This window comes from Micrococcus sp. CS26 (assembly GCF_055522295.1).
This window is the reverse complement of the sequence record NZ_JBVFVY010000015.1, coordinates 22,727-45,052: the sequence shown is the minus strand read 5'-3', so window position 1 is coordinate 45,052 and position 22,326 is coordinate 22,727. Positions and strand designations below refer to the sequence as shown.

General features: G+C 72.3%; 17 protein-coding genes, 1 pseudogene and 1 riboswitch. Of the genes and pseudogenes, 8 read left to right on the top strand and 10 right to left on the bottom strand.

Going from position 1 to position 22,326, the window contains the following annotated elements:
• Positions 1 to 6: 6 nt before the first annotated feature.
• Positions 7 to 1,698, top strand: coding sequence for a cytochrome b/b6 domain-containing protein (locus ACZ1IK_RS07990; RefSeq protein WP_240756390.1), 1,692 nt, complete (start codon positions 7 to 9; stop codon positions 1,696 to 1,698).
• 133 nt (positions 1,699 to 1,831) lie between these two features.
• On the opposite strand, the gene ACZ1IK_RS07985 is transcribed toward ACZ1IK_RS07990, so the two are convergent.
• Positions 1,832 to 2,776, bottom strand: a complete 945-nt coding sequence (locus tag ACZ1IK_RS07985; RefSeq protein ID WP_101965691.1) for a PaaI family thioesterase — start codon at positions 2,774 to 2,776, stop codon at positions 1,832 to 1,834.
• A gap of 165 nt (positions 2,777 to 2,941) precedes the next feature.
• On the opposite strand from ACZ1IK_RS07985, the pseudogene ACZ1IK_RS07980 reads away from it, so the two are divergent.
• Positions 2,942 to 4,075: pseudogene (locus ACZ1IK_RS07980) on the top strand (acyl-CoA dehydrogenase family protein).
• An 87-nt stretch (positions 4,076 to 4,162) separates the two neighbouring features.
• On the opposite strand, the gene ACZ1IK_RS07975 reads toward ACZ1IK_RS07980, so the two are convergent.
• Genes ACZ1IK_RS07975 through ACZ1IK_RS07960 form a run of 4 tightly spaced genes read right to left on the bottom strand, consistent with a single transcriptional unit; the run spans position 4,163 to position 8,619 of the window.
• Complete coding sequence (locus ACZ1IK_RS07975) at positions 4,163 to 5,350, bottom strand: enoyl-CoA hydratase/isomerase family protein (RefSeq protein WP_144818580.1); 1,188 nt, start codon at positions 5,348 to 5,350, stop codon at positions 4,163 to 4,165.
• Positions 5,347 to 6,144 carry an enoyl-CoA hydratase gene (locus tag ACZ1IK_RS07970; RefSeq protein WP_036316152.1) on the bottom strand — a complete coding sequence of 266 codons (798 nt, stop codon included), beginning with the start codon at positions 6,142 to 6,144 and terminating at the stop codon, positions 5,347 to 5,349. The genes ACZ1IK_RS07975 and ACZ1IK_RS07970 overlap by 4 nt, the downstream gene beginning before the upstream one ends.
• Positions 6,141 to 7,058, bottom strand: a complete 918-nt coding sequence (mmsB, locus tag ACZ1IK_RS07965) for a 3-hydroxyisobutyrate dehydrogenase (protein WP_041102792.1) — start codon at positions 7,056 to 7,058, stop codon at positions 6,141 to 6,143. Before mmsB ends, ACZ1IK_RS07970 begins: the two co-directional genes overlap by 4 nt.
• 34 nt (positions 7,059 to 7,092) lie before the next feature.
• The gene (locus ACZ1IK_RS07960; RefSeq protein ID WP_101967244.1) at positions 7,093 to 8,619 is read right to left on the bottom strand and encodes a CoA-acylating methylmalonate-semialdehyde dehydrogenase; all 1,527 of its coding nucleotides are present in this window, start codon (positions 8,617 to 8,619) and stop codon (positions 7,093 to 7,095) included.
• 180 nt (positions 8,620 to 8,799) lie between these two features.
• On the opposite strand from ACZ1IK_RS07960, the gene ACZ1IK_RS07955 reads away from it, so the two are divergent.
• A complete protein-coding gene (locus tag ACZ1IK_RS07955) occupies positions 8,800 to 9,573 on the top strand; it encodes an SDR family NAD(P)-dependent oxidoreductase (protein WP_070708774.1) in 774 nt (257 codons plus the stop codon).
• A gap of 29 nt (positions 9,574 to 9,602) precedes the next feature.
• On the opposite strand, the gene ACZ1IK_RS07950 is transcribed toward ACZ1IK_RS07955, so the two are convergent.
• Both ACZ1IK_RS07950 and ACZ1IK_RS07945 read right to left on the bottom strand, forming a co-directional pair.
• Positions 9,603 to 10,160 (bottom strand): MarR family winged helix-turn-helix transcriptional regulator, encoded by a 558-nt coding sequence (locus ACZ1IK_RS07950; protein ID WP_070708773.1) that lies wholly within the window; start codon positions 10,158 to 10,160, stop codon positions 9,603 to 9,605.
• A 79-nt stretch (positions 10,161 to 10,239) separates the two neighbouring features.
• A complete protein-coding gene (locus ACZ1IK_RS07945) occupies positions 10,240 to 12,021 on the bottom strand; it encodes an AMP-binding protein (protein ID WP_070708772.1) in 1,782 nt (593 codons plus the stop codon).
• 150 nt (positions 12,022 to 12,171) lie between these two features.
• Between ACZ1IK_RS07945 and ACZ1IK_RS07940 the strand changes: the two genes are divergently transcribed.
• Complete coding sequence (locus tag ACZ1IK_RS07940; protein WP_070708771.1) at positions 12,172 to 13,380, top strand: acyl-CoA dehydrogenase family protein; 1,209 nt, start codon at positions 12,172 to 12,174, stop codon at positions 13,378 to 13,380.
• On the opposite strand, the gene ACZ1IK_RS07935 is transcribed toward ACZ1IK_RS07940, so the two are convergent.
• Positions 13,355 to 14,095 carry a YoaK family protein gene (locus tag ACZ1IK_RS07935; RefSeq protein ID WP_036383960.1) on the bottom strand — a complete coding sequence of 247 codons (741 nt, stop codon included), beginning with the start codon at positions 14,093 to 14,095 and terminating at the stop codon, positions 13,355 to 13,357. The genes ACZ1IK_RS07940 and ACZ1IK_RS07935 overlap by 26 nt on opposite strands.
• A gap of 82 nt (positions 14,096 to 14,177) precedes the next feature.
• Positions 14,178 to 14,549, bottom strand: coding sequence for an ectoine synthase (locus ACZ1IK_RS07930; RefSeq protein WP_036338798.1), 372 nt, complete (start codon positions 14,547 to 14,549; stop codon positions 14,178 to 14,180).
• Between the two features lie 199 nt (positions 14,550 to 14,748).
• Here ACZ1IK_RS07930 and ACZ1IK_RS07925 point away from each other — a divergent pair, with 199 nt between their 5' ends.
• The 4 genes from ACZ1IK_RS07925 to ACZ1IK_RS07910 all read left to right on the top strand — a co-directional run bounded on the left by ACZ1IK_RS07925 (position 14,749) and on the right by ACZ1IK_RS07910 (position 21,585).
• A complete protein-coding gene (locus tag ACZ1IK_RS07925; protein ID WP_080694971.1) occupies positions 14,749 to 16,020 on the top strand; it encodes an Nramp family divalent metal transporter in 1,272 nt (423 codons plus the stop codon).
• 218 nt (positions 16,021 to 16,238) lie between these two features.
• Positions 16,239 to 16,355, top strand: a riboswitch (glycine riboswitch).
• Positions 16,356 to 16,517: 162 nt separating this feature from the next.
• Positions 16,518 to 19,454, top strand: a complete 2,937-nt coding sequence (gene gcvP / locus ACZ1IK_RS07920) for an aminomethyl-transferring glycine dehydrogenase (RefSeq protein ID WP_465098455.1) — start codon at positions 16,518 to 16,520, stop codon at positions 19,452 to 19,454.
• Between the two features lie 13 nt (positions 19,455 to 19,467).
• Entirely contained in the window at positions 19,468 to 20,634 is a 1,167-nt protein-coding gene (gcvT, locus tag ACZ1IK_RS07915) for a glycine cleavage system aminomethyltransferase GcvT (protein WP_044659070.1), read from the top strand.
• Between the two features lie 117 nt (positions 20,635 to 20,751).
• The gene (locus tag ACZ1IK_RS07910; protein ID WP_002856692.1) at positions 20,752 to 21,585 is read left to right on the top strand and encodes a thermonuclease family protein; all 834 of its coding nucleotides are present in this window, start codon (positions 20,752 to 20,754) and stop codon (positions 21,583 to 21,585) included.
• Between the two features lie 11 nt (positions 21,586 to 21,596).
• Here the strand turns inward: ACZ1IK_RS07910 and ACZ1IK_RS07905 are convergent, their stop codons facing one another.
• On the bottom strand, positions 21,597 to 22,280 hold the full coding sequence (locus ACZ1IK_RS07905) for a response regulator (RefSeq protein WP_002856693.1): 684 nt from the start codon (positions 22,278 to 22,280) through the stop codon (positions 21,597 to 21,599).
• Between the last annotated feature and the right edge of the window lie 46 nt (positions 22,281 to 22,326).

Genomic DNA, 22,326 nt, shown 5'->3' with positions numbered 1-22,326 from the left:
AGAAGCATGCCCAAGCAGCGAATGGCCGGCTACGTCCCCCTGAAGGGCGCCCCGGCCGAGACCGAGCCCGCCCCCGCCCCGGCGCAGGACACCACGACGGCGGCCCCCGCCTCGGCCGCGGCCGCCGTCCCGGTGGCGCCGACCGCGCCGACGTCGGGCCTCACGCCCCTGTCCGCGCGACGCCGCATGGCCGGGTACGTCCCGTTCGCCCGCGAGGCCGAGTGGCTCGGCGGCGCCCCCGCCCCGGCCGCGGGATCGATCCCGGCCGCCGCCCCGGCGCGGTCCGTCGCGCCCGAGCCGATCGCCGCCTCGGCGTCCCCGACGCGGGCCCCCGCACCCGCGGAGACCGAGCCCGTCGTGCCGGACGTGGCGGCCGTCGTCGCCTCCGCGACCGGTGCGCCGGCCGCGGCCGGGGTGGGCGCTCCCGTGGAGTCCGACCTCGTGCCGCTCGCGAAGCGGCGACGCATGGCCGGGTACGTGCCGTTCGCCCGGGAGGGGGAGTGGTTCACCGAGCTCGCCGCCGTGGGCGGCCCCACCGCGCCGGAGATGGTGGCGCAGGAGGTCGTCGCCGAGCCGGCCACCGCCGAGCCCGCCGCCGCGGAGCCGGCCGATGCGGAACCGGCCGTCGCCGCCCCCGTGGCCGCGGCGCCGGCTGCGGAGCCGGCTCCCACCGCGCCGGACACCCGTTCGGCCCCGCCGGCCTCCACCGCGCAGCCGCCCCGGGCCGTCCCCGGGGCCGCCACCGGCACGCCCGCTCGGGCCGCGGAGACGGACGCCGCCGAATCCGCCGCCCCGTCCCGCCTGCGCAAGGCGCTGCCGGCGGTGGCCGGCGTCGTCGTGCTGGCGCTGCTCGCAGTGCTGGCCGGACGCTGGCTGCGGAGCCTCGACCCGGTGGCGGACTTCATCGCGACCTACGACGGGCACCCGGTCCTGCCCGAGGGCACCCCCGAGGGGATGCCCTGGTGGATGGGCTGGCAGCACTTCCTGAACATGTTCCTGATGGTGCTGATCATCCGGACGGGCCTGCAGATCCGTCACGAGACGCGGCCTCCGGCCAACTTCACTCCGACGAAGGACGGCCTGTTCTCCGCGCGGGGCAACACCCCGAAGAAGTTCTCGCTCACCATCTGGACGCACCAGGCCCTCGACGCGCTGTGGCTGCTCAACGGCGTGATCTTCGTGGTGCTGCTGATCGTCACCGGCCACTGGGCGCGGATCGTGCCCACGGACCCGCACGTGTTCCAGCACGCCCTGTCCGCCGGCATCCAGTACCTGTCCCTGGACTGGCCCACGGAGAACGGCTGGGTGCACTACAACGCGCTGCAGATGCTCTCCTACGCGCTGGTGGTGTTCGTGGCCGCCCCGCTCGCCGCCCTCACGGGCTGGCGCATGTCCTCGTGGTTCCCCACGGAGGCCAAGGGACTGAACAAGGCGTTCCCCATGGAAGTGGCCCGCAAGGTGCACTTCCCGGTGATGGTCTTCTTCGTGGCGTTCATCGTGGTGCACGTGTTCCTCGTGGCCTTCACGGGCCTGCTGACGAACCTGAACCACATGTACACCTCGCGCGGCGGGGCCACCGACGCGTGGGGCCTCGTGGTGTTCCTCGTGAGCGTGGCGGTCACCGCCGCCGCGTGGTTCTTCCTGAAGCCCGCCTTCACGGCCCCCGTGGCCTCCCGGTTCGGCACCGTGGGCCGCTGAGCCGGCCGCACGACGACGGCCCCTCCTCCTCCCGGGACTTTCGAACGTGATGTCGGGGGAATGAGCGCTTTCGAACGTGAGATAGGCCCTTTCTCACGTTCGAAAGCGCTCGGGTGCTCGGGCGTGCGGGGCGTCAGCTCCGGGCGGCGCGGAAGGTGACCTGCACCTGGACCATCGGCTTGTCGGCCACGGGGACGCCGTCGGCGCCGACCGGCACGAGGTCCACCTCCACGAGGCGCAGGGACCGGCCGGCGTGTCGCACCCGTGTGAGGGCGACCATCTCGCCATGCCCCGGGCGCACGAACACCACGTGCACGGCCTGGACGTCGTAGCGCACGCGGTCCGGCATGGCCGCCTGCGCGGCGATGACCGCCCGCAGCGTCATGGCCCCGCCGTGGACCGCGCCCGACGGGTTGGCCAGCTCTGGCTTCGGGGCGAAGCGGGCGCCCGCGCTCGCCGCGGCAGCGACGGCGGGGCGCACGTCCGGATCGGCCGCCGGCAGCGACTCGGGGCGGGCGGCCAGCAGCCCCGGCATGGGCACGCGGGTCTCGGCCCCGCGGGGCAGCCGTCCGGCGGCGACGAACGCGGCCATCCGCTCCGGCGCTCCGGCGGGCACCGACTGGAACCAGCCGGTCGCCTCGACGACGCGACGCCCGTCCGCGTCCTCGAGCCACGCGCGGGCCACGCCACCGCCGGCATCCCAGGCCAGCGGGCGGGTCCAGCACTCCAGCAGCGGGCCGTCGTCCCCGGCCTTGACGGCCTCCGCGTCGAAGGCGGGCAGCGGGCCGAGCACGTTGACCTGCAGCTCGGTGGTGACCACGGTCTCGATGTCCCGTGCCGCGTGGTGCACGGCCACCGCGGTGGCGTTGTCCATGATCACGGTGGCCGCCGCGCCGGTGGGCCGGCCGTCCAGGTCGAGGCACCACGGGCCGACCTCGAACGCGGCCGGGTTGAGGGCGCCGTCCCGCTCGGTCATCAGCGCGTGGCGGCGGATGCCGAACAGCTGTTCCGTGCGGCCGGAGGGGTGGGAGCGGGGGCCGGTGGGCGAGTCCGCGGTGGGGCTGGTGGTGGTCTGCACGGGGAGCACGCTAGCCCACGGCCCGGCGGCGACACGGCTAATCATTGGATGTCCTATTATCATGGTGATGACAGTCACACCCTGTCGCCGCCCGCGGTGTCACCCCCGCACCACCCCGTCGTGGACCGCCCGCGCGGCCGGCCCGAGCCCCAGGAGGACGAACCCATGTTCCCCATCACCGACGACCAGAAGGCCCTGGTCGACGCCGTCCGCGACTTCGCCGAGCAGCGCGTCGCCCCGCACGCCCTCGACTGGGACGCCGAGTAGCATTTCCCGGTGGACGTCCTCGCCGAGGCCGGCGAGCTCGGCCTGGGCGGCATCTACGTGGGGGAGGAGCACGGCGGCACCGGCCTGGAGCGCACGGACGCGATCCTGATCTTCGAGGAGCTCGCGAAGGCGGACCCGGCCTTCGCCGCCTACATCTCCATCCACAACATGGTGGCCTGGATGATCGACTCCTTCGGCAGCGACGAGCAGCGCGCCCGCTGGATCCCCGATCTCGTGGGCATGGCGCACCTGGCCAGCTACTGCCTGACCGAGCCCGGCGCCGGCTCGGACGCGGCCGCGCTGAAGACCCGCGCCGTCCGCGACGGCGACCACTACGTCCTCAACGGCGTCAAGCAGTTCATCTCCGGCGCCGGCGCGTCCGACTGCTACGTGGTGATGTGCCGCACCGCGGACACGGGCGCCCGGGGGATCTCCGCCGTCGTGGTCCACAAGGACACCCCCGGCCTGTCCTTCGGCCCCAACGAGAAGAAGATGGGCTGGCACACCCAGCCCACGCGCCAGGTGATCTTCGAGGACGTCCGCGTGCCCGTGGCCGACCGCCTCGGCGAGGAGGGCGACGGCTTCCGCATCGCCATGAAGGGCCTCAACGGCGGCCGCCTGAACATCGGCGCCTGCTCGATCGGCGGCGGCCTGGCCGCCCTGGACAAGGCCACCCGCTACCTCAAGGAGCGCAGCGCGTTCGGCGAGCCGCTCACCACCAAGCAGGCCCTCGTCTTCGAGCTGGCGGACATGTCCGTGAAGCTGGAGACCGCCCACACGATGCTCATGCGCGCCGCGGACGCCCTGGACCGCAACGACCCGGACACCGTGCGCCTGTGCGCCATGGCCAAGCTCGTGGCCACCGAGTCCGGCTACGAGGCCGCCGACACCGCCCTGCAGCTGCACGGCGGCTACGGCTACCTGCACGAGTACGGCGTGGAGAAGCTCGTCCGGGACCTGCGCGTCCACCGGATCCTCGAGGGCTCCAACGAGATCATGCGCATGATCGTGGGTCGCGGCCTGATCGGCTGACGCCGGGGGGCCCGCACGGTCGCCCCCACAGCACGGCGCCCCGCGGTCACCACACGTGACCACGGGGCGCCGTCCGTCGGGGCGGGCTCAGCCGAGCTGCAGCGGGTCCACCCCGGTCACGGGCTCGAAGTGCCCAGCCACGTCCTCGGCCGAGACGTCCTCGAGCCGGGCCGGACTCCACGCCGGATCCTTGTCCTTGTCCACGAGCAGCGCACGGATGCCCTCGGCCATGTCCGGCTCGCGCATCAGGTGGGTGCCGATCGTGAACTCCTGACGCAGCGCGTCGGCCACGGTCAGGTCCGCCCCGCGTGCGGCCAGCCGGCGCTGGGCCTCGTGGGCCACGGCGACGGCGGTCGGGGACTTGGTGCGGATGGCCTCGGCGGCCTGCCCCGCGGCCTCGGCATGCTCCCCGCCCGCGGCGGCGCGCTCGTCCAGGGCGGCGAGGACCTCGGCGGCCGACTCCCGGCCGTAGGCGTCCTCGATCCACTCCCGGCCGGCCACCAGCGCGGACGCGGGCCGTGCGTCCTCGGCCACCGCGAACCGGGCCAGCACCTCGTCGGCGGCGGCGAAGGCGGCCTCGTCGCGCCCGCCCGCGTCCGCGGCCGAGCCGAGGGCGCCGAACGCCGCGGCGAGGGCCTGCTCGAGCTCGTCCAGCCGGGCGGACTCCACGAAGACGTCCGCCAGACCCAGGGCCACCGCGTCGGAACCGGAGGCGTGCGCCGAGGTCGCGGCCAGGTGCCGGCCCGCCTGGAAGGGTGCGCGGGCGAGGTGGAAGGAGCCGCCGACGTCGGGGGTGAACCCGATCGCCGTCTCGGGCATGCCGGCGCGGGTCCGCTCGGTGGCCACGCGATGCGAGCCGTGCGCGGACACGCCCATGCCGCCGCCCAGGACGATGCCGTCCATGAAGGCCACGTACGGCTTGGGGTAGGTGGCGATGCGCTCGTTCATCGCGTACTCGTCGCGGAAGAACTGCTCGGCCTCCGCGAACCGCCCGGCCAGGAGCGAGGAGCGCAGGGAGACGACGTCACCGCCGGCGCACAGTCCCTTCTCCCCGGCGCCGCGGATGAGCACGCCGCGCACGGCGGGGTCCGCGGCCCAGTCGGTCAGGGCCGCGTCGATCGCCCGGACCATGTCCTGCGTCAGCGCGTTCAGGGCGCGCGGACGGTTCAGCGTGATGCGGCCGAGGCCGTCGCGGACCTCGAGGAGCACCTCGTCCGCCGCGCCGTCCTGCCCAGCCGCGGGGGCCGTCGTCGCCGTGGTCTGCGCGTCGCTCATCGGTGCTGCCACCCCGCCTCGCGCTTGGCCGTGAACGCGTCCATGCCCTCCTTCTGGTCCGCCGTGGCGAACGCGGAGTGGAACACGCGGCGCTCGAAGGCGATGCCCTGGGCAAGCGTGGTCTCGAACGCGGCGTTGACGGCCTCCTTGGCCATCCAGGAGGCCGGCTTGGACTTGGACGCGATGGTCGCGGCCACCTCCAGCGCCTCCTCGAGGGCCTTCTCGTCGGCCACCACGCGGGAGACGAGCCCGATGCGCTCGGCCTCCTCGGCCCCGATCATGCGGCCGGTGAGGATCATGTCCATGGCCTTCGCCTTGCCCACGGCGCGGGTCAGGCGCTGGGAGCCTCCCATGCCGGGGATGACGCCGAGGTTGATCTCGGGCTGGCCGAACTTCGCGCCCTCGCCGGCCACGAGCACATCGGCCATCATGGCCAGCTCGCAGCCGCCGCCGAGGGCGTAGCCGGTCACGCACGCCACGATGGGGGTGCGGGCACGGGTGAGCCCGTCCCAGCCGGCGAACCAGTCGGCCGCGTACATCTCGGAGAACTCCTTGGTGGCCATCTCCTTGATGTCCGCGCCGGCGGCGAACGCCTTGGGGGAGCCGGAGAGCAGGATCGCCCCGATCTCCGGGTCGGTGTCCAGCTCCTGCACCGCCGCGACGACGGCACGCATCGTCGCCTCGTTCAGCGCGTTCAGGGCCTTCGGCCGGTTCAGGCGGATGTGGCCGACCCGGCCCTGCCGCTCGACGATGATCGGCGACTCGGCGCCGTCCGGGGTGGTCTGCTCGCTCATGCCTCGCTCCTGTCCGTGTGTGATGCTCGGATGTCCTCGATGATGCCGGAAAAGTCGCGGGCGGCGCCTTCTCCGGCGGCGTACTCGGCGTATTTGGCCTGCGCGAGGCGGCCCAGGTCGGCCGCCACGCCCTGCTCGTCCAGGGCCGCGAGCGCGAGCCCGAGGTCCTTGGCCATCAGGGCGCCGGCGAAGCCGGGCTGGAAGTCCCGGTTCGCGGGGGAGCCGGGGACGGGGCCGGGCACCGGGCAGTTGGTGGTCAGGGACCAGCACTGCCCGGAGGCCTTGCTCATCACGTCATACAGGGCCTGGTGCTGCAGGCCCAGGCGCTCGCCCAGGACGAAGGCCTCGGCGACGGCGATCTGCGTGACCCCCAGCACCATGTTGTTGCAGATCTTCGCGGCCTGGCCCAGGCCGGCGGCCCCGCAGTGCACGATCCGCGCGCCCATGACCTCGAGCAGCGGCAGCACCTCGGCGTACACCTCGTCCGAGGCGCCCACCATGAAGGCGAGGGTGCCGGCCTCGGCGCCCACCTGGCCGCCCGAGACCGGCGCGTCGGCCGCCCGCATGCCCGCCGCCTCCGCCGCCGCGGCCGCCTCGCGGGCCTCGGCGACGTCGATGGTCGAGCAGTCCAGGAACACGGTGCCGGGCCGGGCGGCGGCGAGCAGGCCGCCGTCGCCGTCCTCACCCCGGTAGACGTCCAGCACCAGGCGTCCGTGGGGGAGCATGGTCAGCACGACGTCGGCCTCCGCGGCCGCCGCGGCCGTGTCCGTGACGGTCTCGACGCCGGCCGCGCGGGCCTTCTCGAGGGCCTCGGGGACGAGGTCGAAGCCGAGCACGCGGTGACCCGCGGCGGCGAGGTTGGCGGCCATGGGGCCGCCCATGTGGCCGAGGCCGAGGAACAGAACGGTGGTCATGGGGTCCTCCTGGTCAGGACGGGCTGCGGGGCGGTCAGGAGCCGGCCGGCATCACGAAGCTGGCGCCCTCGCGCACGCCGGAGGGCCAGCGCGTGGTGACGGTCTTCGTCTTGGTGTAGAACTTCAGCCCGTCCGTGCCGTGCTGGTTCAGGTCGCCGAAGCCGGAGGCCTTCCAGCCGCCGAAGGTGTAGTAGGCGATCGGCACGGGGATCGGCACGTTCACGCCGACCATGCCGGTGTCCACGCGGGTGGAGAAGTCGCGGGCGGCGTCGCCGTCGCGGGTGAAGATGGCCACGCCGTTGCCGAACTCGTGCTCGTTCACGAGCGTGAGCGCCTCCTCGTAGTCCTTCGCGCGGACCACGGAGAGCACCGGGCCGAAGATCTCCTCGCGGTAGATGCTCATCTCCGGGGTGACGCGGTCGAACAGGGTGGCGCCCACGTAGAAGCCGTCCTCGTGGCCCTCGACGACGACGCCCCGGCCGTCCTCGACCAGGTCGGCGCCCGCCTCGACGCCGGCCGCGATGTAGCCCTCGATGCGCTCCTTCGCGTCCTTCGAGACGACGGGGCCGAAGTCCGAGGACGCCTCGAGCGACGGGCCGACCCTGAGGTCCTTCACGCGCTCGCGGAGCAGTGCGATCAGGCGGTCGGCGGTCTCCTCGCCGACCGGGACGGCCACGGAGATCGCCATGCAGCGCTCGCCGGCGGAGCCGAAGGCGGCGCCGACCAGGGCGTCGGCGGTCATCTCGAGGTCCGCGTCCGGCATGACCACGGCGTGGTTCTTGGCCCCGCCGAAGCACTGCGCGCGCTTGCCCATGCGGCCGGCGTGGGCGTAGATGGACTGCGCGATCGGGGTGGAGCCGACGAAGCCGACGGCCTTGACGCGCGGGTCCTCGATGAGCGCGTCCACGGCGGCCTTGTCGCCGTGCACCACGTTGAGGGCGCCGGCGGGCATGCCGGCCTCGAGGGCCAGCTCGGCCAGGCGCACCGGGACGGAGGGGTCGCGCTCGGAGGGCTTGAGGACGAAGGCGTTGCCCGCCGCCAGGGCGATGCCGGCCTTCCACAGCGGGATCATCGCCGGGAAGTTGAAGGGCGTGATGCCCACGGCCACGCCGAGCGGCTGGCGGATGGAGTGCACGTCGATGCCGGTGCCCGCGTCGGCGGTGAACTCACCCTTGAGCAGGTGCGGGGCGCCCGCGGCGAACTCCACGACCTCGATGCCGCGCTGGATGTCGCCCTGGGCGTCCGGGAAGGTCTTGCCGTGCTCCTGGGCGAGCACGGTGGCCAGCTCGTTCATGTTCTCGTTGATCAGGTCGACCCAGCGCAGCAGGATGCGGCCGCGGCGCTGCGGGTTCAGCCTCGACCACGCGGCGAAGCCCTCCTCGGCGGAGGCCAGGGCGGCGTCGATCTCCTCGGCGGAGGCCAGCGGCACGCGCCCCGCCACGCCGCCCGTGGCCGGGTGGTAGACGTCGCCGTGCCGGCCGGAGGCGCCTTCGCGCCGCTCGCCGTGCACGAAGTGGGGGATCACGGGGGCGGTCTCGGTGGGCGCGGTCTTCTCGGACATGGGGGCTCCTCGCGGGTCCAGGCGGAAGGGCGGACGTCGGTGGGCGCCGCCCACGGCGGGCGGGGCGGGCCCGGCCGTGCGTGTGATCTGGGTTACTCATCCGCTAATCTAAAATGAGAACGTAGGACATGCAACTATCGAACTCGGGGGGTATCCCGAGGAGGAAGGGAGGGTCCGCCCATGGACCTGTCGAACCAGAGCGCGATCGTCACCGGCGGGGCCTCGGGCCTCGGCCATGCCACCGCCCGCCGTCTGGCGGACGCGGGCGCCGCCGTCGTGGTGGTGGACCTGCCGGACCGCGAGGGCGAGACCGTCCGCGCGGACGCTGTGGCCGCCCTCGGTCCCCGTGCGCGCTTCGTGACGGGCGACGTCACCGCCGAGGACACCGCCCGGGAGGCCGTGGCCGCCGCGCTGGAGGCCGGGCCGCTGCGGGTGCTGGTCAACTGCGCCGGGGTGGCGACGCCGGGCAAGCTCGTGGGTCGCGACGGGCCGCTGTCCGCCGAGGTGCTGAGCCGGGTCCTGGCGATCAACGCGGTCGGCACCGTGTCGATGATGGCCCAGGCCGCCGCCGCGATGAAGGCGCAGGAGCCGCTCGGCGAGGACCGCGGCGTCATCGTGAACACCGCCTCCGTGGCGGCCTACGACGGGCAGATCGGCCAGATCGCGTACTCCGCCTCCAAGGGCGCCGTGGTTGCGCTGACCCTGCCCGCGGCCCGCGAGCTCGCCTCCTCGCAGATCCGCGTGGTCACGATCGCCCCCGGTCTGATGGAGACGCCCATGATGGCCGGCCTGCCCGAGGCCGCCCGCGAGGCGCTGTCCACCAAGACCCCGCATCCGGCCCGGCTCGGCCGACCCGAGGACTACGCGCTGCTCGTCGAGCAGATCGTGTCCAACCCGTTCCTGAACGGCGAGGTCATCCGGCTCGACGGCGCCGTGCGCCTCGAGCCCCGCTGAGCCGGACGGTCCGGAGGCCGGAGGGCGCGTCAGGAGGAGGTGTGCTCCGCCGTCGCGGGCGCGCCGGCGTCGGGGCCGTCGGCCTGGAAGTCGCCGGCCTCGGCGCGGAACCGGCCGAGGACGTCGATGAGGGTGTCCACGTCCGCCGGGTCGAAGCCGGAGCGGCCGAAGACCTCTGCGTTGAGCGTCTCCGTGGCGGCGACGGCGACGCGCCGGCCCTCGTCCGTGAGGGCGAGCACGAGCGCGCGGCGGTCCGACTCGTGGGGGGTGCGCTCCACCAGCCCGGCGGCCTCGAGCCGGTCCACCGCATTGGTCACCGAAGTGGGGTGGACCTGCAGGAGCGCGGACGCCTTGGACATCCGCATCCGCTTCTCGCGCGAGAAGTTCAGCAGCGCCAGCAGCTCGTACCGCGCGAAGGTGAGGCCGTAGGGCTTGAGCGCGGCCTGCGTACGACCCAGCAGGATCTGCTGGGCCCGCATGATGGAGGTGATGGCGGCCATCGGGCGGGCGACGTCACCCCATCCGTGACGCTCCCAGTTCCGGGCGGCCTCCCGGATGGGGTCCTGGGCGAGGGGTGGCTTCTTCATGGCGCTCCAGACTAGCGGCGCACCGGGGGTCCCCCGCCACCGCCGGACGAGGACGGGGCGGCGGCGAGGAACGGCCCGGTCAGCGCTGCAGGTCCAGGTCCTCTTCGCGGAACTCGGTGCCGTAGCCGTCCGGAGCGGCGCCCGTCTGGGCGCGCTCGACCTCGGCCTTGCGCAGCTCCACGCGGCGGATCTTGCCCGAGATGGTCTTCGGCAGCTCGAGGAACTCGATGCGGCGGATGCGCTTGTACGGGGGCAGCTGGGTGAGCGTGAACTGCAGGATCGCCCGGGCGGTCTCCGCGGTGGGCTCGTGGCCCGGGGCGAGGGTGACGAAGGCCTTCGGCACGGCCAGGCGCAGCTCGTCCGGGGTGGGGACGATCGCGCCCTCCATCACGGCCGGGTGCTTGACCAGCACCGACTCCAGCTCGAACGGGGACACCTTGTAGTCCGAGGACTTGAAGACGTCGTCCGCGCGGCCCACATAGGTCAGCACGCCGTTCTCGTCGCGGCGGGCGATGTCACCGGTGTGGAACACGCCGTCGCGGAACACCTCGTCCGTCTTCTCCTGGTTGCCGTAGTAGGACTTCAGCAGGCCCACCGGACGCGGGTCCAGGCGCAGGCAGATCTCGCCCTCCTCGGCCTCCTGGCCCGTGAGCGGGTCGAGCAGGGTGACGTCCATGCCGGGCAGCGGGCGGCCCATGGAGCCGATGACGACCTTCTGGCCCGGGGTGTTGGCGATCTGCAGGGTGGTCTCGGTCATCCCGAAGCCGTCGCGGATCGTGGTGCCCCACGCCTTGTGCACCTGGTCGATCACCTCGGCGTTGAGCGGCTCGCCCGCGGAGATGGTCTTGGTCGGCGGGGTCGTCAGCTGCGCCAGGTCCGCCTTGATGAGCATGCGCCACACGGTGGGCGGGGCGCAGAAGCTCGTGACGCCGTAGCGCTCCATGTTGGCCATCAGGGCCGCGGGGTCGAACTTGCGGGCGTTGTGCACGAAGATCGTGGCCTCCGCGATCCACGGGGCGAAGAAGTTGGACCACGCGTGCTTGGCCCAGCCCGGGGAGGCCACGTTGAGGTGCACGTCGCCCGGCTCCAGACCGATCCAGTAGAGCGTCGTGAGGTGGCCGACCGGGTACGAGGTGTGGGTGTGCTCCACGAGCTTCGGCTTCGAGGTGGTGCCCGAGGTGAAGTAGAAGAGCAGCGTCTCGTCGGCGGGGGTCGGCTCGGCCGGGGTCAGCTCGGTGGCGGCGTCGGCGGCGTCGTCGTAGGAGAGCACGGTGTGGCCGGCGACCTCGGGGGCGCGGCGCGCCGGGCCCTCCGCGAAGACGCCCGGCACGTGCACCAGGTGCAGGCCCTCGCCGACGCCGGCGAACTTGGCCAGGTCCTCGGCGCCGGCCACGGCCCACGCGGCGCCGGCGCGCGTCACGCGGTCCTCGAGGTCCCCGGAGGTCATCTGCGTGGTGGTGGGCACCATGACCACCCGCAGCTTGATGCAGGCGAGCATGAACTCCCACAGCTCCACCTGGTTGTTCAGCATCAGGATGAGGCGGTCGCCGCGGCGCAGGCCCTGCGCGGAGAGCCAGTTCGCCACCCGGCTGGAGGCCGCGGAGAGCTCGGCGAAGGTGCGTTCGGTGCTGCGCCCGTCGTCCTCGGCGATGATCAGCGCCGGCACGTCCGCGCGGGCCGGGTCCTGGGCCAGGCGGTCGAACCAGTCGAAGCCGAAGTTGAAGTGCTCGAAGCGGGGCCACTCGAACTCGGCGCGGGCGCGCTCATAGTCGGTCTGGCACTCGACCAGCAGGTCGCGGGCCGCGCGGAACACCTCCGTCGGTGACGGGGCGGCGACGGCGGTGGGGTCCTGGACGGTCATGGGTCCCTCCTCGGGATGGCTGCTGAACGGATCCTTGGCCGGGGGCCTGTGATCTGGAACACTACTGGCAGACCTGGATAGTTGGAAGTCCTACAGTCGGATTCGCGGCGAAACCGCCCGCCGTCGTCGGACCGCCCCCGAAGGAGAGCCATGACCGCCATCGCCGACCGCCCCGTCCCCGACTCCGGCGCGCCCGCCGCCCCTCCCGGCCTGCCCCACGTGGACCTGCTCCGTCTGCGGGACCGCCTCGAGCCGGCCGAGCGTGCCCGGCTCGACGCGATCGAGGACCACCTGCAGACCCGCGTGCGGCCGCACCTGACCCGGTATTGGGACGCCGAGGAGTTCGCGTTCGACCTGCTGCCGGGCCTGGCCGAGCTGGGTCTGGGACGCCTCGTCCTGGACGGCTCGTCCTCGCTGTTCCAGCAGCTCGTGCACGCGGAGATCGCCCGTGTGGACCTGTCCCTGTCCGCCCTCGTGGGCATCCACAACGAGCTCAACCTCGGCATGATCGCCGGCCTGGGCTCAGAGCGTCAGAAGGCCACGTGGCAGGGGCGCCTCGAATCCTTCGACGCCCTGGGCGCGTTCTGCCTCACCGAGCCGGACCACGGCTCGGACATCGCCGGAGGCCTCGCCACCACCGCCACCCGCGACGGCGACGAGTGGGTCATCCGCGGCGCCAAGCGCTGGATCGGGGCCGGCACGATCGCCGACGTCGCGCTCGTCTGGGCGCGCGACACCGCCGACGGCGAGATCAAGGGCTTCGTGGTGCCCACCGACACCCCCGGCTACGAGGCCACCAAGATCAGCGGGAAGATGGGCCTGCGGATCATGCAGAACGCGGACATCACCCTGGACGTGCGCCTGCCCACGGACGCGATCCTGCCCGGCGCCACCACCTTCGCCGCCACCCGCGCCCTGCTGCGCGACTCGCGCATGTGGGTCGGCTGGCAGGGCGTCGGCGCGCAAATGGGCGTGCTGGACGTGCTGCGCTCCTACGCGCTGCGGCGGCAGCAGTTCGGTCGCCCGCTGGCCGCGTTCCAGCTGATCCAGGCCCAGATCGCCGAGGTCGCCGGCAACCTGGCCGCCTCCGCCGGGATGATGCTCCAGGTGGACGCCCTGCGGCAGGAGGGGCGGATGGAGATGATGCACGCGGCGATGGCCAAGGCCACCTCGACCCGGCTGGCCCGGTCCTCGGCGGCGCTCGCCCGCGACGCCCTCGGCGGCAACGGCCTGCTCACGGAGCACGAGATCGCCAAGATCATGGGGGACGTGGAGGCCATCTACTCCTACGAGGGCTCCTACGGCATGAACACCCTGATCGTGGGGCGTGCCCTCACGGGCGTCTCGGCCTTCGTGTGAGCCACGCGTCCTGCAGGTCCTGGATCAGCGGGCGGTGGGCGATGAGCAGCAGCACGCCGGCCACCGGGATGACCACCTCGAAGCCCAGCCAGAGGTAGCCGGCCGCGCCCGCCACCCCGCCCAGGAAGAACAGGGCCACGAGCAGCGCCAGCAGTCCCACGCGCCGCGGTTCCCCGACGACGGGGGCCGCGGCCGCGGGCGCGTTGCGGTACAGGATCTTGCCGAGCTCGACGCCGATGTCCGTGACCATGCCCGTCACGTGCGTGGTGCGGATCGGCCACGCCCCGATGCGGGTGATCAAGGCGTTCTGCAGGCCCATGGTGAAGCACAGCACGGCCACCACGACCAGCGGCCGGTGCGCATCGCGGACGTGCTCGGCGAGCAGGCCGAACACCAGCATGCCGACGCCCTCGAGCAGGAGGATGTTGGCGTAGCGCGAGCGGAGGCCGTTGACCCGGCCCCAGTTGAACACCAGCGCGCAGACGACCGCGCCCAGGATGAACATGGCCAGCGCGAGCAGGCCCGTGCCGACCAGACCCGGGGCGTGGAGGACCGCCGCGTCCGCCATGGACGCCACGATCCCCGTCATGTGGGACGTGTACGTGGCCACGGCGACGAAGCCCACGGAGTTGAGGATCCCCGCGATCGCGGTCAGCACCAGCGCCAGGTGGGTGTTGCGGCGCACGGTGCGCTCGGGGGCGCACAGGTTGAGCACCCCGCCACCCTACGACCGGACGCCGCCGTCGGCGCCGACGCGGGAGGCGCTGTCGTCGACGCCTCCCTCACCGTGCCCGGGCTCAGTAGCTGGAGTAGCCGTCCTCCGACAGGGTGTGCTTCTCGTCGCCGGTGATGGCGGGGTTGAACACCGAGATCAGGTGCATGTCCTCGGTGCCGCCGCGCAGGTCGTGCGGCTCGTGGTCCGGCAGGACGTAGATGACACCCGGCGTGATCTCGTGGACGGTGCCGTCCGGCTCCACCACGGAGCCGTTGCCCGCGATGCAGTAACAGGCCTCCTTGTGGTTGCGGTACTGGAGCTTCGAGGACGATCCGGCGCGCACGATCGTGTGGGCGACGGCGAAACCCATCTCGTCCTTCGCGGTGATGAGGCGTTCGGAGGTGCCTCCGCCCCACTCGACCTTCTCGACGTCGTTCCGGCTACGGGTGTACATGGCGTTCCTTTCGGCGAGCTCTGCGGGTCGGGCAAAGGGCCGTAGCCCTGGCTCCATCGTAGGGATGCCCGTCTCAGACCATAAGGGGCAACACGTGGGGGCTCATATGGGATGAAATAGTCCAGATCCACTATGATGTGCATCATACCCGGCATACGCTTCATCTTGACCCATGCGGGCCGGAGATGGAGGAGACGCGATGGCAACGCAGGCGAGGGATGGCCGGTTCTCCAATGAGGTGTTGCCCCAAGACGAGAGGCCTAGTCGTTTCGGTCCGGGGCTAATCATCGCCGCGTCCTTCATCGGGCCGGGGACCATCACAACCTCCATCGTTACCGGAGCCGAGCAGGGATTCGTCCTGGCCTGGGCTGTCGTCTTCTCAATTTTGGCCACCATCGTCTTGCAGGAGATGTCGGGACGGTTGGGCCTCGCGACCCGCATGAGTCTCGGACACGCTCTGCGCGAGGTGTTCTCCTCGGTGCCGGCACGACTTGTCATGGCGATCCTCGTCGTCGCGGCGATCGGCATCGGAGGGGCGTCCTACGCCGGTGGTGACACAGTCGGCACCGCCCTCGCCTTAACTAGTGTGACCGGACTCAGTCAGCCCGTGGTCGTCATCGGGATCGTCCTCACGATCGGCATTCTGCTCTGGACAGGCAGCTACAAACTGATCGAGCGGGTGCTGACCGTCATGGTCGGGTTATTGGGGCTGCTGTTCATCGTCACTGCAGTCCTAGTTCAGCCTCCGATCGGCGACCTCTTGATGGGCATGTTCATTCCCCGGCTGCCACCCGGCACGGCGTTGCTGGCGGTCGCACTGATCGGGACCACCGTGGTCCCTTACAACCTCTTCCTGCACGCGAGTTTGGTGCAGGAGAAATGGGGGCCGGGTCTGGATTCGCGGGAATCTCTCCGAGCGGCGAGAACGGACACGGCGGTGTCGATCTCCGTCGGAGGTGTAATCACTCTGGCCGTGATGGCGACGGCGTTCGGTGGGATGTACGTCAAGGGCATGCAGGCCGAGACCGGTCGGGACCTCGCCTCCGCCCTGGAACCCCTCCTCGGGGACGCGGCTGGCTGGGTGTTCGCGGCGGGCATGTTCGCGGCCGGGTTCACGTCCGCCGTAGCTGGCCCGCTCGGCGCGGCGTACGCGATTGCCGGCACACTGGGCCAGGACACCGATCTGCGCAGCGTCCCTGCTCGCATCGTGTGGGGCGCAGTCCTTGCGATCGGTGCCCTCATTGCCCTGACGGGAACGAATCCCACGGAGGTCATCGTCATCGCACAGGCGGCGAACGGGCTTCTCCTGCCCATCGTGGCCGTATTCCTGATGGTCGTGATGAACAGTCGTCGGCTGATGGGCTCGCATCGGAACGGCCCACTGGCCAACGCCCTGGGAGGGCTTGTCTGTCTTGTCGTCATCGGGCTCGCGGTTTACCAGCTGGGCGGGCTTGCCGGGCTGTGGGATTGAGGCCCGGCGATGACGCGCGCCGCCGAATGACGTCCCTTACCGACTGTCGTGAGCCGACGGCATGCGACTGAGTCATTCCTCCCGTCACCCGTTTCCTGAACGAAAGCGCTTCGACACGCCGCCGTTTCATCAACGAAAGACCTCGACACGCCCCGTCCGGCCCCTCCCGGTCGCCCTGTGACGCGGCCTACACGTGTGGGATACTGGCGGCACGCCGCATGCCCCGCGCGGGAGAGCGTCGGCGCGCGTCCTGCCCCGGCCGGCCGCGTGAGCAGGCCGCCGAAGGAGCAAACCCTCCCCGGGAATCTCTCAGGCATCCGTACCGCGTGGGGTCAGGCGCTCTGGAAAGCGTCTCACTCCGTCGCGCCCGCGTCCGGACCGAGACCACCGACGGTGCAAGCCGCCCACCCGGGCGTCGGAAACTCTCAGGTCCATGACAGAGCGGGGAGGAGCAGACCCACGCCGTGACCACGGCAGGATCCCCCCGGAGGTACCCCGTGACCAGCCCCCAGACCACCGAGAGCACGACCGCGCTGCCCCACGAGCGCGTCGAGCCCAAGGACACCGCCTCGGCCCCCTTCGTGGCCCGCCACATCGGCCCGCGCCCCGCGGACGTCGAGCACATGCTGCAGACCCTGGGCTACGACTCGCTCGAGGCCCTCGTGGACACCGCCGTCCCCGCCGGCATCCGCCAGCCGAAGCCCCTCGAGCTGCCCGCCCCGCTGACCGAGTCCGCGGTCCTGGAGCAGCTGCGCGAGATCGCCGGCCGCAACGTCATGAAGACCCAGATGATCGGGCAGGGCTTCTCGGACACCGTCACCCCGGGCGTCATCCTCCGCAAGGTGCTGGAGAACCCGGCCTGGTACACGGCCTACACGCCGTACCAGCCGGAGATCTCCCAGGGCCGCCTCGAGGCCCTCCTGAACTACCAGACGATGGTCCAGGACCTCACCGGCCTGGACATCGCCAACGCCTCTCTGCTGGACGAGGCCTCCGCCGCCGCCGAGGCCGTGCTCCTCATGCACCGCGCCAACCGCCGCAGGACCGACGGCGTCACCCTCCTCGACGCGGACCTCTTCCCGCAGACCCTCTCCGTGGTGCGCCTGCGCGCCGAGGCCGTGGGCATCGACGTGCGCGTGGCCGACCTCTCCGCAGGCATCCCGGAGGACGTCCGCGCCGAGGTCGAGGAGAAGGGCCTGTGCGGCGTCGTGCTGCAGCAGCCCGGCGACTCCGGCCGCATCCACGACCACGCCGCCGTCATCGCGCAGGCCAAGGAGGCCGGCGCCCTCGTGACCGTCGCGGCGGACATCCTCTCCCTCGCCCTGATCACCCCGCCCGGGGAGCAGGGCGCGGACATCGCCGTCGGCTCCACGCAGCGCTTCGGCGTGCCCCTGTTCTTCGGCGGCCCCCACGCCGCCTACATGGCCGTGAAGGAGGGCCTGCAGCGCAGCATGCCGGGCCGCCTCGTGGGCGTCTCCCACGACGACGCCGGCAAGCCCGCCTACCGCCTCGCCCTCCAGACGCGCGAACAGCACATCCGGCGCGAGAAGGCCACCTCCAACATCTGCACCGCCCAGGCGCTGCTCGCGATCGTCGCCTCGATGTACGCCGTCTACCACGGCCCCCAGGGCATCGCCCGCATCGCGCGCCACGCCCACGCCCAGGCCGTCCGCCTGGCGGAGGCGCTGCGGGCCGGTGGCGTCGAGGTCGCCGAGGAGCACTTCTTCGACACGGTCACCGTCCGCGTGCCCGGCCGGGCCGAGCAGGTCCTGCAGGCCGCCGAGGAGAACGGCGTGAACCTGCGCCTGGTGGACGCGGACACCCTGCGGATTGCCGCCGATGAGACCACCGTCGACGCCGACCTCGTGGCCGTCCTGACGGCGTTCGGCCTGGACGCGGGCTCCCTGCCGGCCTCCGCGCACGAGGGCGCCGTGGCCACCCCGGCCGTGCCGGAGTCGCTGCGCCGCTCCTCCGCGTTCATGACGCACCCGGTGTTCAACACCCACCACTCGGAGACGAAGATGCTGCGCTACCTGCGCCGCCTCTCCGGCTACGACCTGGCGCTGGACCGCACCATGATCCCGCTGGGCTCGTGCACCATGAAGCTCAACGCCACCGCGGAGATGGAGGCCATCTCCTGGCCCGAGTTCTGCTCCATCCACCCGTTCGCGCCCGACCACCAGACCGAGGGCTGGCGGTTCCTGATCGCGGACCTGGAGGCCAAGCTCGCCGAGATCACCGGCTACGCGGGCGTCTCGGTGGCCCCGAACGCCGGCTCGCAGGGTGAGTTCGCGGGCCTGTGGGCCATCCGCCAGTACCACCTGGCCCGCGGCGAGGGCGAGCGGGACATCTGCCTGATCCCGGCCTCCGCCCACGGCACCAACGCGGCCTCGGCCGTGCTGGCGGGGCTGAAGGTCGTCGTCGTCGCCACCGCCGACGACGGCACGATCGACGCCGCCGACCTGGACGCCAAGATCGCGGCGAACGAGGGCCGCATCGCGGCCATCATGATCACCTACCCCTCCACGCACGGCGTCTACGACGCCGACGTCAAGGAGGTCTGCGCCACGGTGCACGCCGCGGGCGGCCAGGTGTACATCGACGGCGCCAACCTCAACGCGCTCGTGGGCCTGGCCCAGCCGGGCGAGTTCGGCGGAGACGTCTCCCACCTGAACCTGCACAAGACGTTCTGCATCCCGCACGGCGGCGGGGGCCCGGGCGTGGGCCCCGTGGCGGTGGGCGAGCACCTGGTGCCGTACCTGCCCTCCCGCGAGGCCCTGATGACCGCGGCCCCGCACGGCTCGGCCGGCGTGCTGCCCATCTCCTGGGCCTACATCCACCTGATGGGCGCCGAGGGTCTGCGCTCCGCCACCGCGCACGCGCTGCTGGGCGCCAACTACATCTCCCGCCGCCTCGCGCCCCTCTACCCGACGCTGTACACGGGCAACGACGGCCTCGTGGCGCACGAGTGCATCCTCGACCTGCGCGAGCTCACGGCCCGCACGGGCGTGACCGCCGAGGACGTCTGCAAGCGCCTCATCGACTACGGGTTCCACGCCCCGACCCTGGCGTTCCCCGTGGCCGGCACGCTCATGGTGGAGCCCACCGAGTCCGAGGACCTCGAGGAGATCGAGCGGTTCATCGAGGCCATGGAGGCCATCCACGCCGAGATCACCGCCGTCACCCCGGAGACCGTGGCGGACTCCGTCCTGCGCCGCGCCCCGCACACCCTCAACGTCCTGATGGCCGACGAGTGGGATCGCCCCTACTCGCGCGCCCAGGCGGGCACGCCGGTGCCGGGCCTGCGTCTGGACAAGTACCTGCCGCCGGTGGGCCGCATCGACGGCGCCTACGGCGATCGCAACCTCGTGTGCTCGTGCCCGCCGCCCGAGGCGTTCGAGGGCGCCGTGGCCGACACCGCCGACGAGGACTGAGAGGATCACCCCCATGAGCGATTCGACGCGCAACTCCCCGCTGCACCCGGTCCACGAGGCCGCGGGCGCCACGTTCACGGACTTCGGCGGCTGGAACATGCCCCTGAAGTACGGCTCCGAGCTGGCCGAGCACAAGGCCGTGCGCACCTCCGCAGGCCTGTTCGACCTCTCCCACATGGGCGAGATCCGGGTCACCGGCCCGGAGGCCGGGGCCATGCTGGACCACGCCCTCTCGAGCGTGCTCTCCACGTTGAAGCCCGGCCGCGCCAAGTACGCCCTGTGCCTGACGGACGCCGGCACCATCCTCGACGACACGATCGTCTACCGGATGGACGACGGCGAGGCCGGCTCCGAGCCCGACTACCTGGTGGTGCCCAACGCTGGCAACATCGCCGCGGTCCACACCGCCCTGAACCAGCGGGCGTCGGGCTGGGACGCCGTCGTCGAGGACGAGTCCTCGACCACCGCCCTCGTGGCCGTGCAGGGCCCGCAGGCCGAGAGGATCCTCGCCCGGGCCATGCCGGAGGCCGCGGCGCAGCTGGCCGAGCTGAAGTACTACGGCCACCTGACCCTGACCGTGCCCACGGACGCCGGTGACGTCATCGCCGTCGTCGCCCGCACCGGCTACACCGGTGAGGACGGCTTCGAGCTGTTCCTGCCCGCCGCCTCCACCGCCGAGGCCGGCGACCGCGGCTCCGCCGTGTGGAACACGATGCTCTCGGCCGCGGACGAGGCGGGCGTGGAGCTGACGCTGTGCGGGCTCGCCTCGCGGGACTCGCTGCGCCTCGAGGCGGGCATGCCGCTCTACGGCAACGAGCTGGACACCGGGCACCAGCCGCACGCCTCTGGCGTCGGCTTCGCGGTGCCCGCGAGCAAGGAGGCCGACTTCGTCGGACGATCCGCGCTGGTCGGCAGGGACGACGTCGAGGAGGTCCTCGTGGGGCTGCAGGGCGCGGGTCGGCGTGCCGCCCGGCACGGTTACGCCGTGCTGGACGAGTCCGGCGAGCGGGTGGGCGAGGTGACCTCGGGCGCCCCCAGCCCGACCCTCGGACACCCCATCGCCCTGGCCCGTGTCCGCCGCGACGTGGCCGCCGAGGGCACGTCCCTGCAGGTGGACCTGCGCGGCCGCGGCGAGCCGTTCACCGTGGTGGCCACGCCGTTCTACCGCCGGGAGCGCTGAGCCCGACGCAGCCGTCCCTCGGCCCGCCGCTCGGCGGTCCCGGGGCCCTTCGCTAGACTCGGGCTCCGGGCCGTCGTCGCGGCCCCCCGTCCCGCCGTCCACCTGCAGGAAGTCCGCATGACTCACGTCGCCGCCCGTGCCCGGGTCCCCCTGAAGGGGCTGCTGGTCTTCCTCGCCGTCGCCGCCGTCCTGCTCCTGCTGGGCATCGTCACCGTCCTCCGCGGCGTGGCCGCCGACGCCGCCCGCGTGGACATCGTCACCGTGCTGGACGGCAACACCGTGGTGGTGAACCAAGGCGGCACCGAGCGGACCGTGGTCCTCGCCGGCGTCACGAGCGCGGGCCGCAACCCCGAGGGCCTCAAGGTCGGCCCCAACCTCTGCATGGGGGAGGAGTCCTACGCCTGGCTGCGTGATCGGCTCCCGCAGGGGGCGACCGCGAGCATGACCACCTCGGACGAGGGCGCGCCCGAGGGGATGGAGAGCGCGGTCATCTCGATCGGCGGCGGCACCGTCAACGTGGCCATGGCGGAGGCCGGCATGGCCGCCCCCACGGAGGTCGCCGTCGGCAAGCGCCTGGCGGAGGAGATCGCCCAGGCCAATCAGGAGGCCGTGGGTCGCGGCGTGGGGCTCTACGACATCGAGGAGCCCTGCACGTACCAGAACCGGCTCTACGAGGCCCAGTTCGCCCTGGAGCAGATCCCGGAGGACGCGGAGGCGTCCCTGACGAAGATCGACGAGCGAGCGGTGGAGTACGCGGCCGGCCTGGACCAGGTGCGCCTGGTGCAGCAGGAGATCCGGGCCCTCGACCCGGAGAACGGCACGTTCGCCGACCTCGCCTACGGGCCGGCCAAGGAGTCGCTCCTGGCCGAGGCGGACCCGGTGGTGGAGCACGGGATGCAAGTCCTGAAGGACCTCAACACGCGGCGCAACGAGATCGCGGCCCGTGGCTGACCCCGCCGCGCTCAGTCCAGGGCGAGGGTGACGAGCCCGAGCTGGGCCGCCCGGATGATCAGCTGGACGCGGTCGCGGACCTCCAGCTTGGCCATGATCCGCGTGAGGTTGGCCTTGACCGTGGACTCGGAGACGAAGAGGTTCGCGGCGATCTCCGGGTTCGACTGACCCCTGGCCAGCAGCCGCAGCACGCCCAGCTCCCGCTCGGTGAGGTCGGAGCCGTCGGGGCTGCCGGGCTGCACCGAGGTGGGGCCCACCGTCGGCCGGTCCCGCTCGATCGAGGCGAGCAGCTTGGTCGCCACGGCGGGGGAGAGCACGGACTCGCCGCGATGGACGGCCTGAATGGCGCCCAGGATGGCCGGCGGCTCCGCGTCCTTGAGGAGGTAGCCGCCCGCTCCGGCGCGCAGGGCCGGCACGAGGTAGTCCTCGGACGTGAACGTGGTGATCGCCAGGACCCGGATCGCGGGGTGGGTGTCCTTGATCCGGCGTGTGGCCTCCACCCCGTCCATCAGGGGCATCTGCATGTCCATCAGGACCACGTCCGGCTCGATGGCGGCGCACGCCTCCACGGCTTCGACGCCGTTGGCGACCACACCCACGCAGGTCATGCCGGGGGCAGAGTCGACGAGCACGCGGAGCGCGCCGCTCATGAGCGGCTGGTCGTCGGCGATCAGGATGCGCAGCTCTTCGGACACGCAGGTCAGCGTAACCGGTGCTGTGGCGCATGCCACCTTGTCGGCG

Excerpts from the sequence above, each read along its gene's own strand:
- ACZ1IK_RS07990 (WP_240756390.1), top strand. The coding sequence starts at position 7 with ATGCCCAAGCAGCGAATGGCCGGCTACGTCCCCCTGAAGGGCGCCCCG.
- ACZ1IK_RS07975 (WP_144818580.1), bottom strand. The coding sequence starts at position 5,350 with ATGAGCGACGCGCAGACCACGGCGACGACGGCCCCCGCGGCTGGGCAG.
- ACZ1IK_RS07970 (WP_036316152.1), bottom strand. The coding sequence starts at position 6,144 with ATGAGCGAGCAGACCACCCCGGACGGCGCCGAGTCGCCGATCATCGTC.
- mmsB (WP_041102792.1), bottom strand. The coding sequence starts at position 7,058 with ATGACCACCGTTCTGTTCCTCGGCCTCGGCCACATGGGCGGCCCCATG.
- ACZ1IK_RS07960 (WP_101967244.1), bottom strand. The coding sequence starts at position 8,619 with ATGTCCGAGAAGACCGCGCCCACCGAGACCGCCCCCGTGATCCCCCAC.
- ACZ1IK_RS07955 (WP_070708774.1), top strand. The coding sequence starts at position 8,800 with ATGGACCTGTCGAACCAGAGCGCGATCGTCACCGGCGGGGCCTCGGGC.
- ACZ1IK_RS07950 (WP_070708773.1), bottom strand. The coding sequence starts at position 10,160 with ATGAAGAAGCCACCCCTCGCCCAGGACCCCATCCGGGAGGCCGCCCGG.
- ACZ1IK_RS07945 (WP_070708772.1), bottom strand. The coding sequence starts at position 12,021 with ATGACCGTCCAGGACCCCACCGCCGTCGCCGCCCCGTCACCGACGGAG.
- ACZ1IK_RS07940 (WP_070708771.1), top strand. The coding sequence starts at position 12,172 with ATGACCGCCATCGCCGACCGCCCCGTCCCCGACTCCGGCGCGCCCGCC.
- ACZ1IK_RS07930 (WP_036338798.1), bottom strand. The coding sequence starts at position 14,549 with ATGTACACCCGTAGCCGGAACGACGTCGAGAAGGTCGAGTGGGGCGGA.
- ACZ1IK_RS07925 (WP_080694971.1), top strand. The coding sequence starts at position 14,749 with ATGGCAACGCAGGCGAGGGATGGCCGGTTCTCCAATGAGGTGTTGCCC.
- gcvT (WP_044659070.1), top strand. The coding sequence starts at position 19,468 with ATGAGCGATTCGACGCGCAACTCCCCGCTGCACCCGGTCCACGAGGCC.
- ACZ1IK_RS07910 (WP_002856692.1), top strand. The coding sequence starts at position 20,752 with ATGACTCACGTCGCCGCCCGTGCCCGGGTCCCCCTGAAGGGGCTGCTG.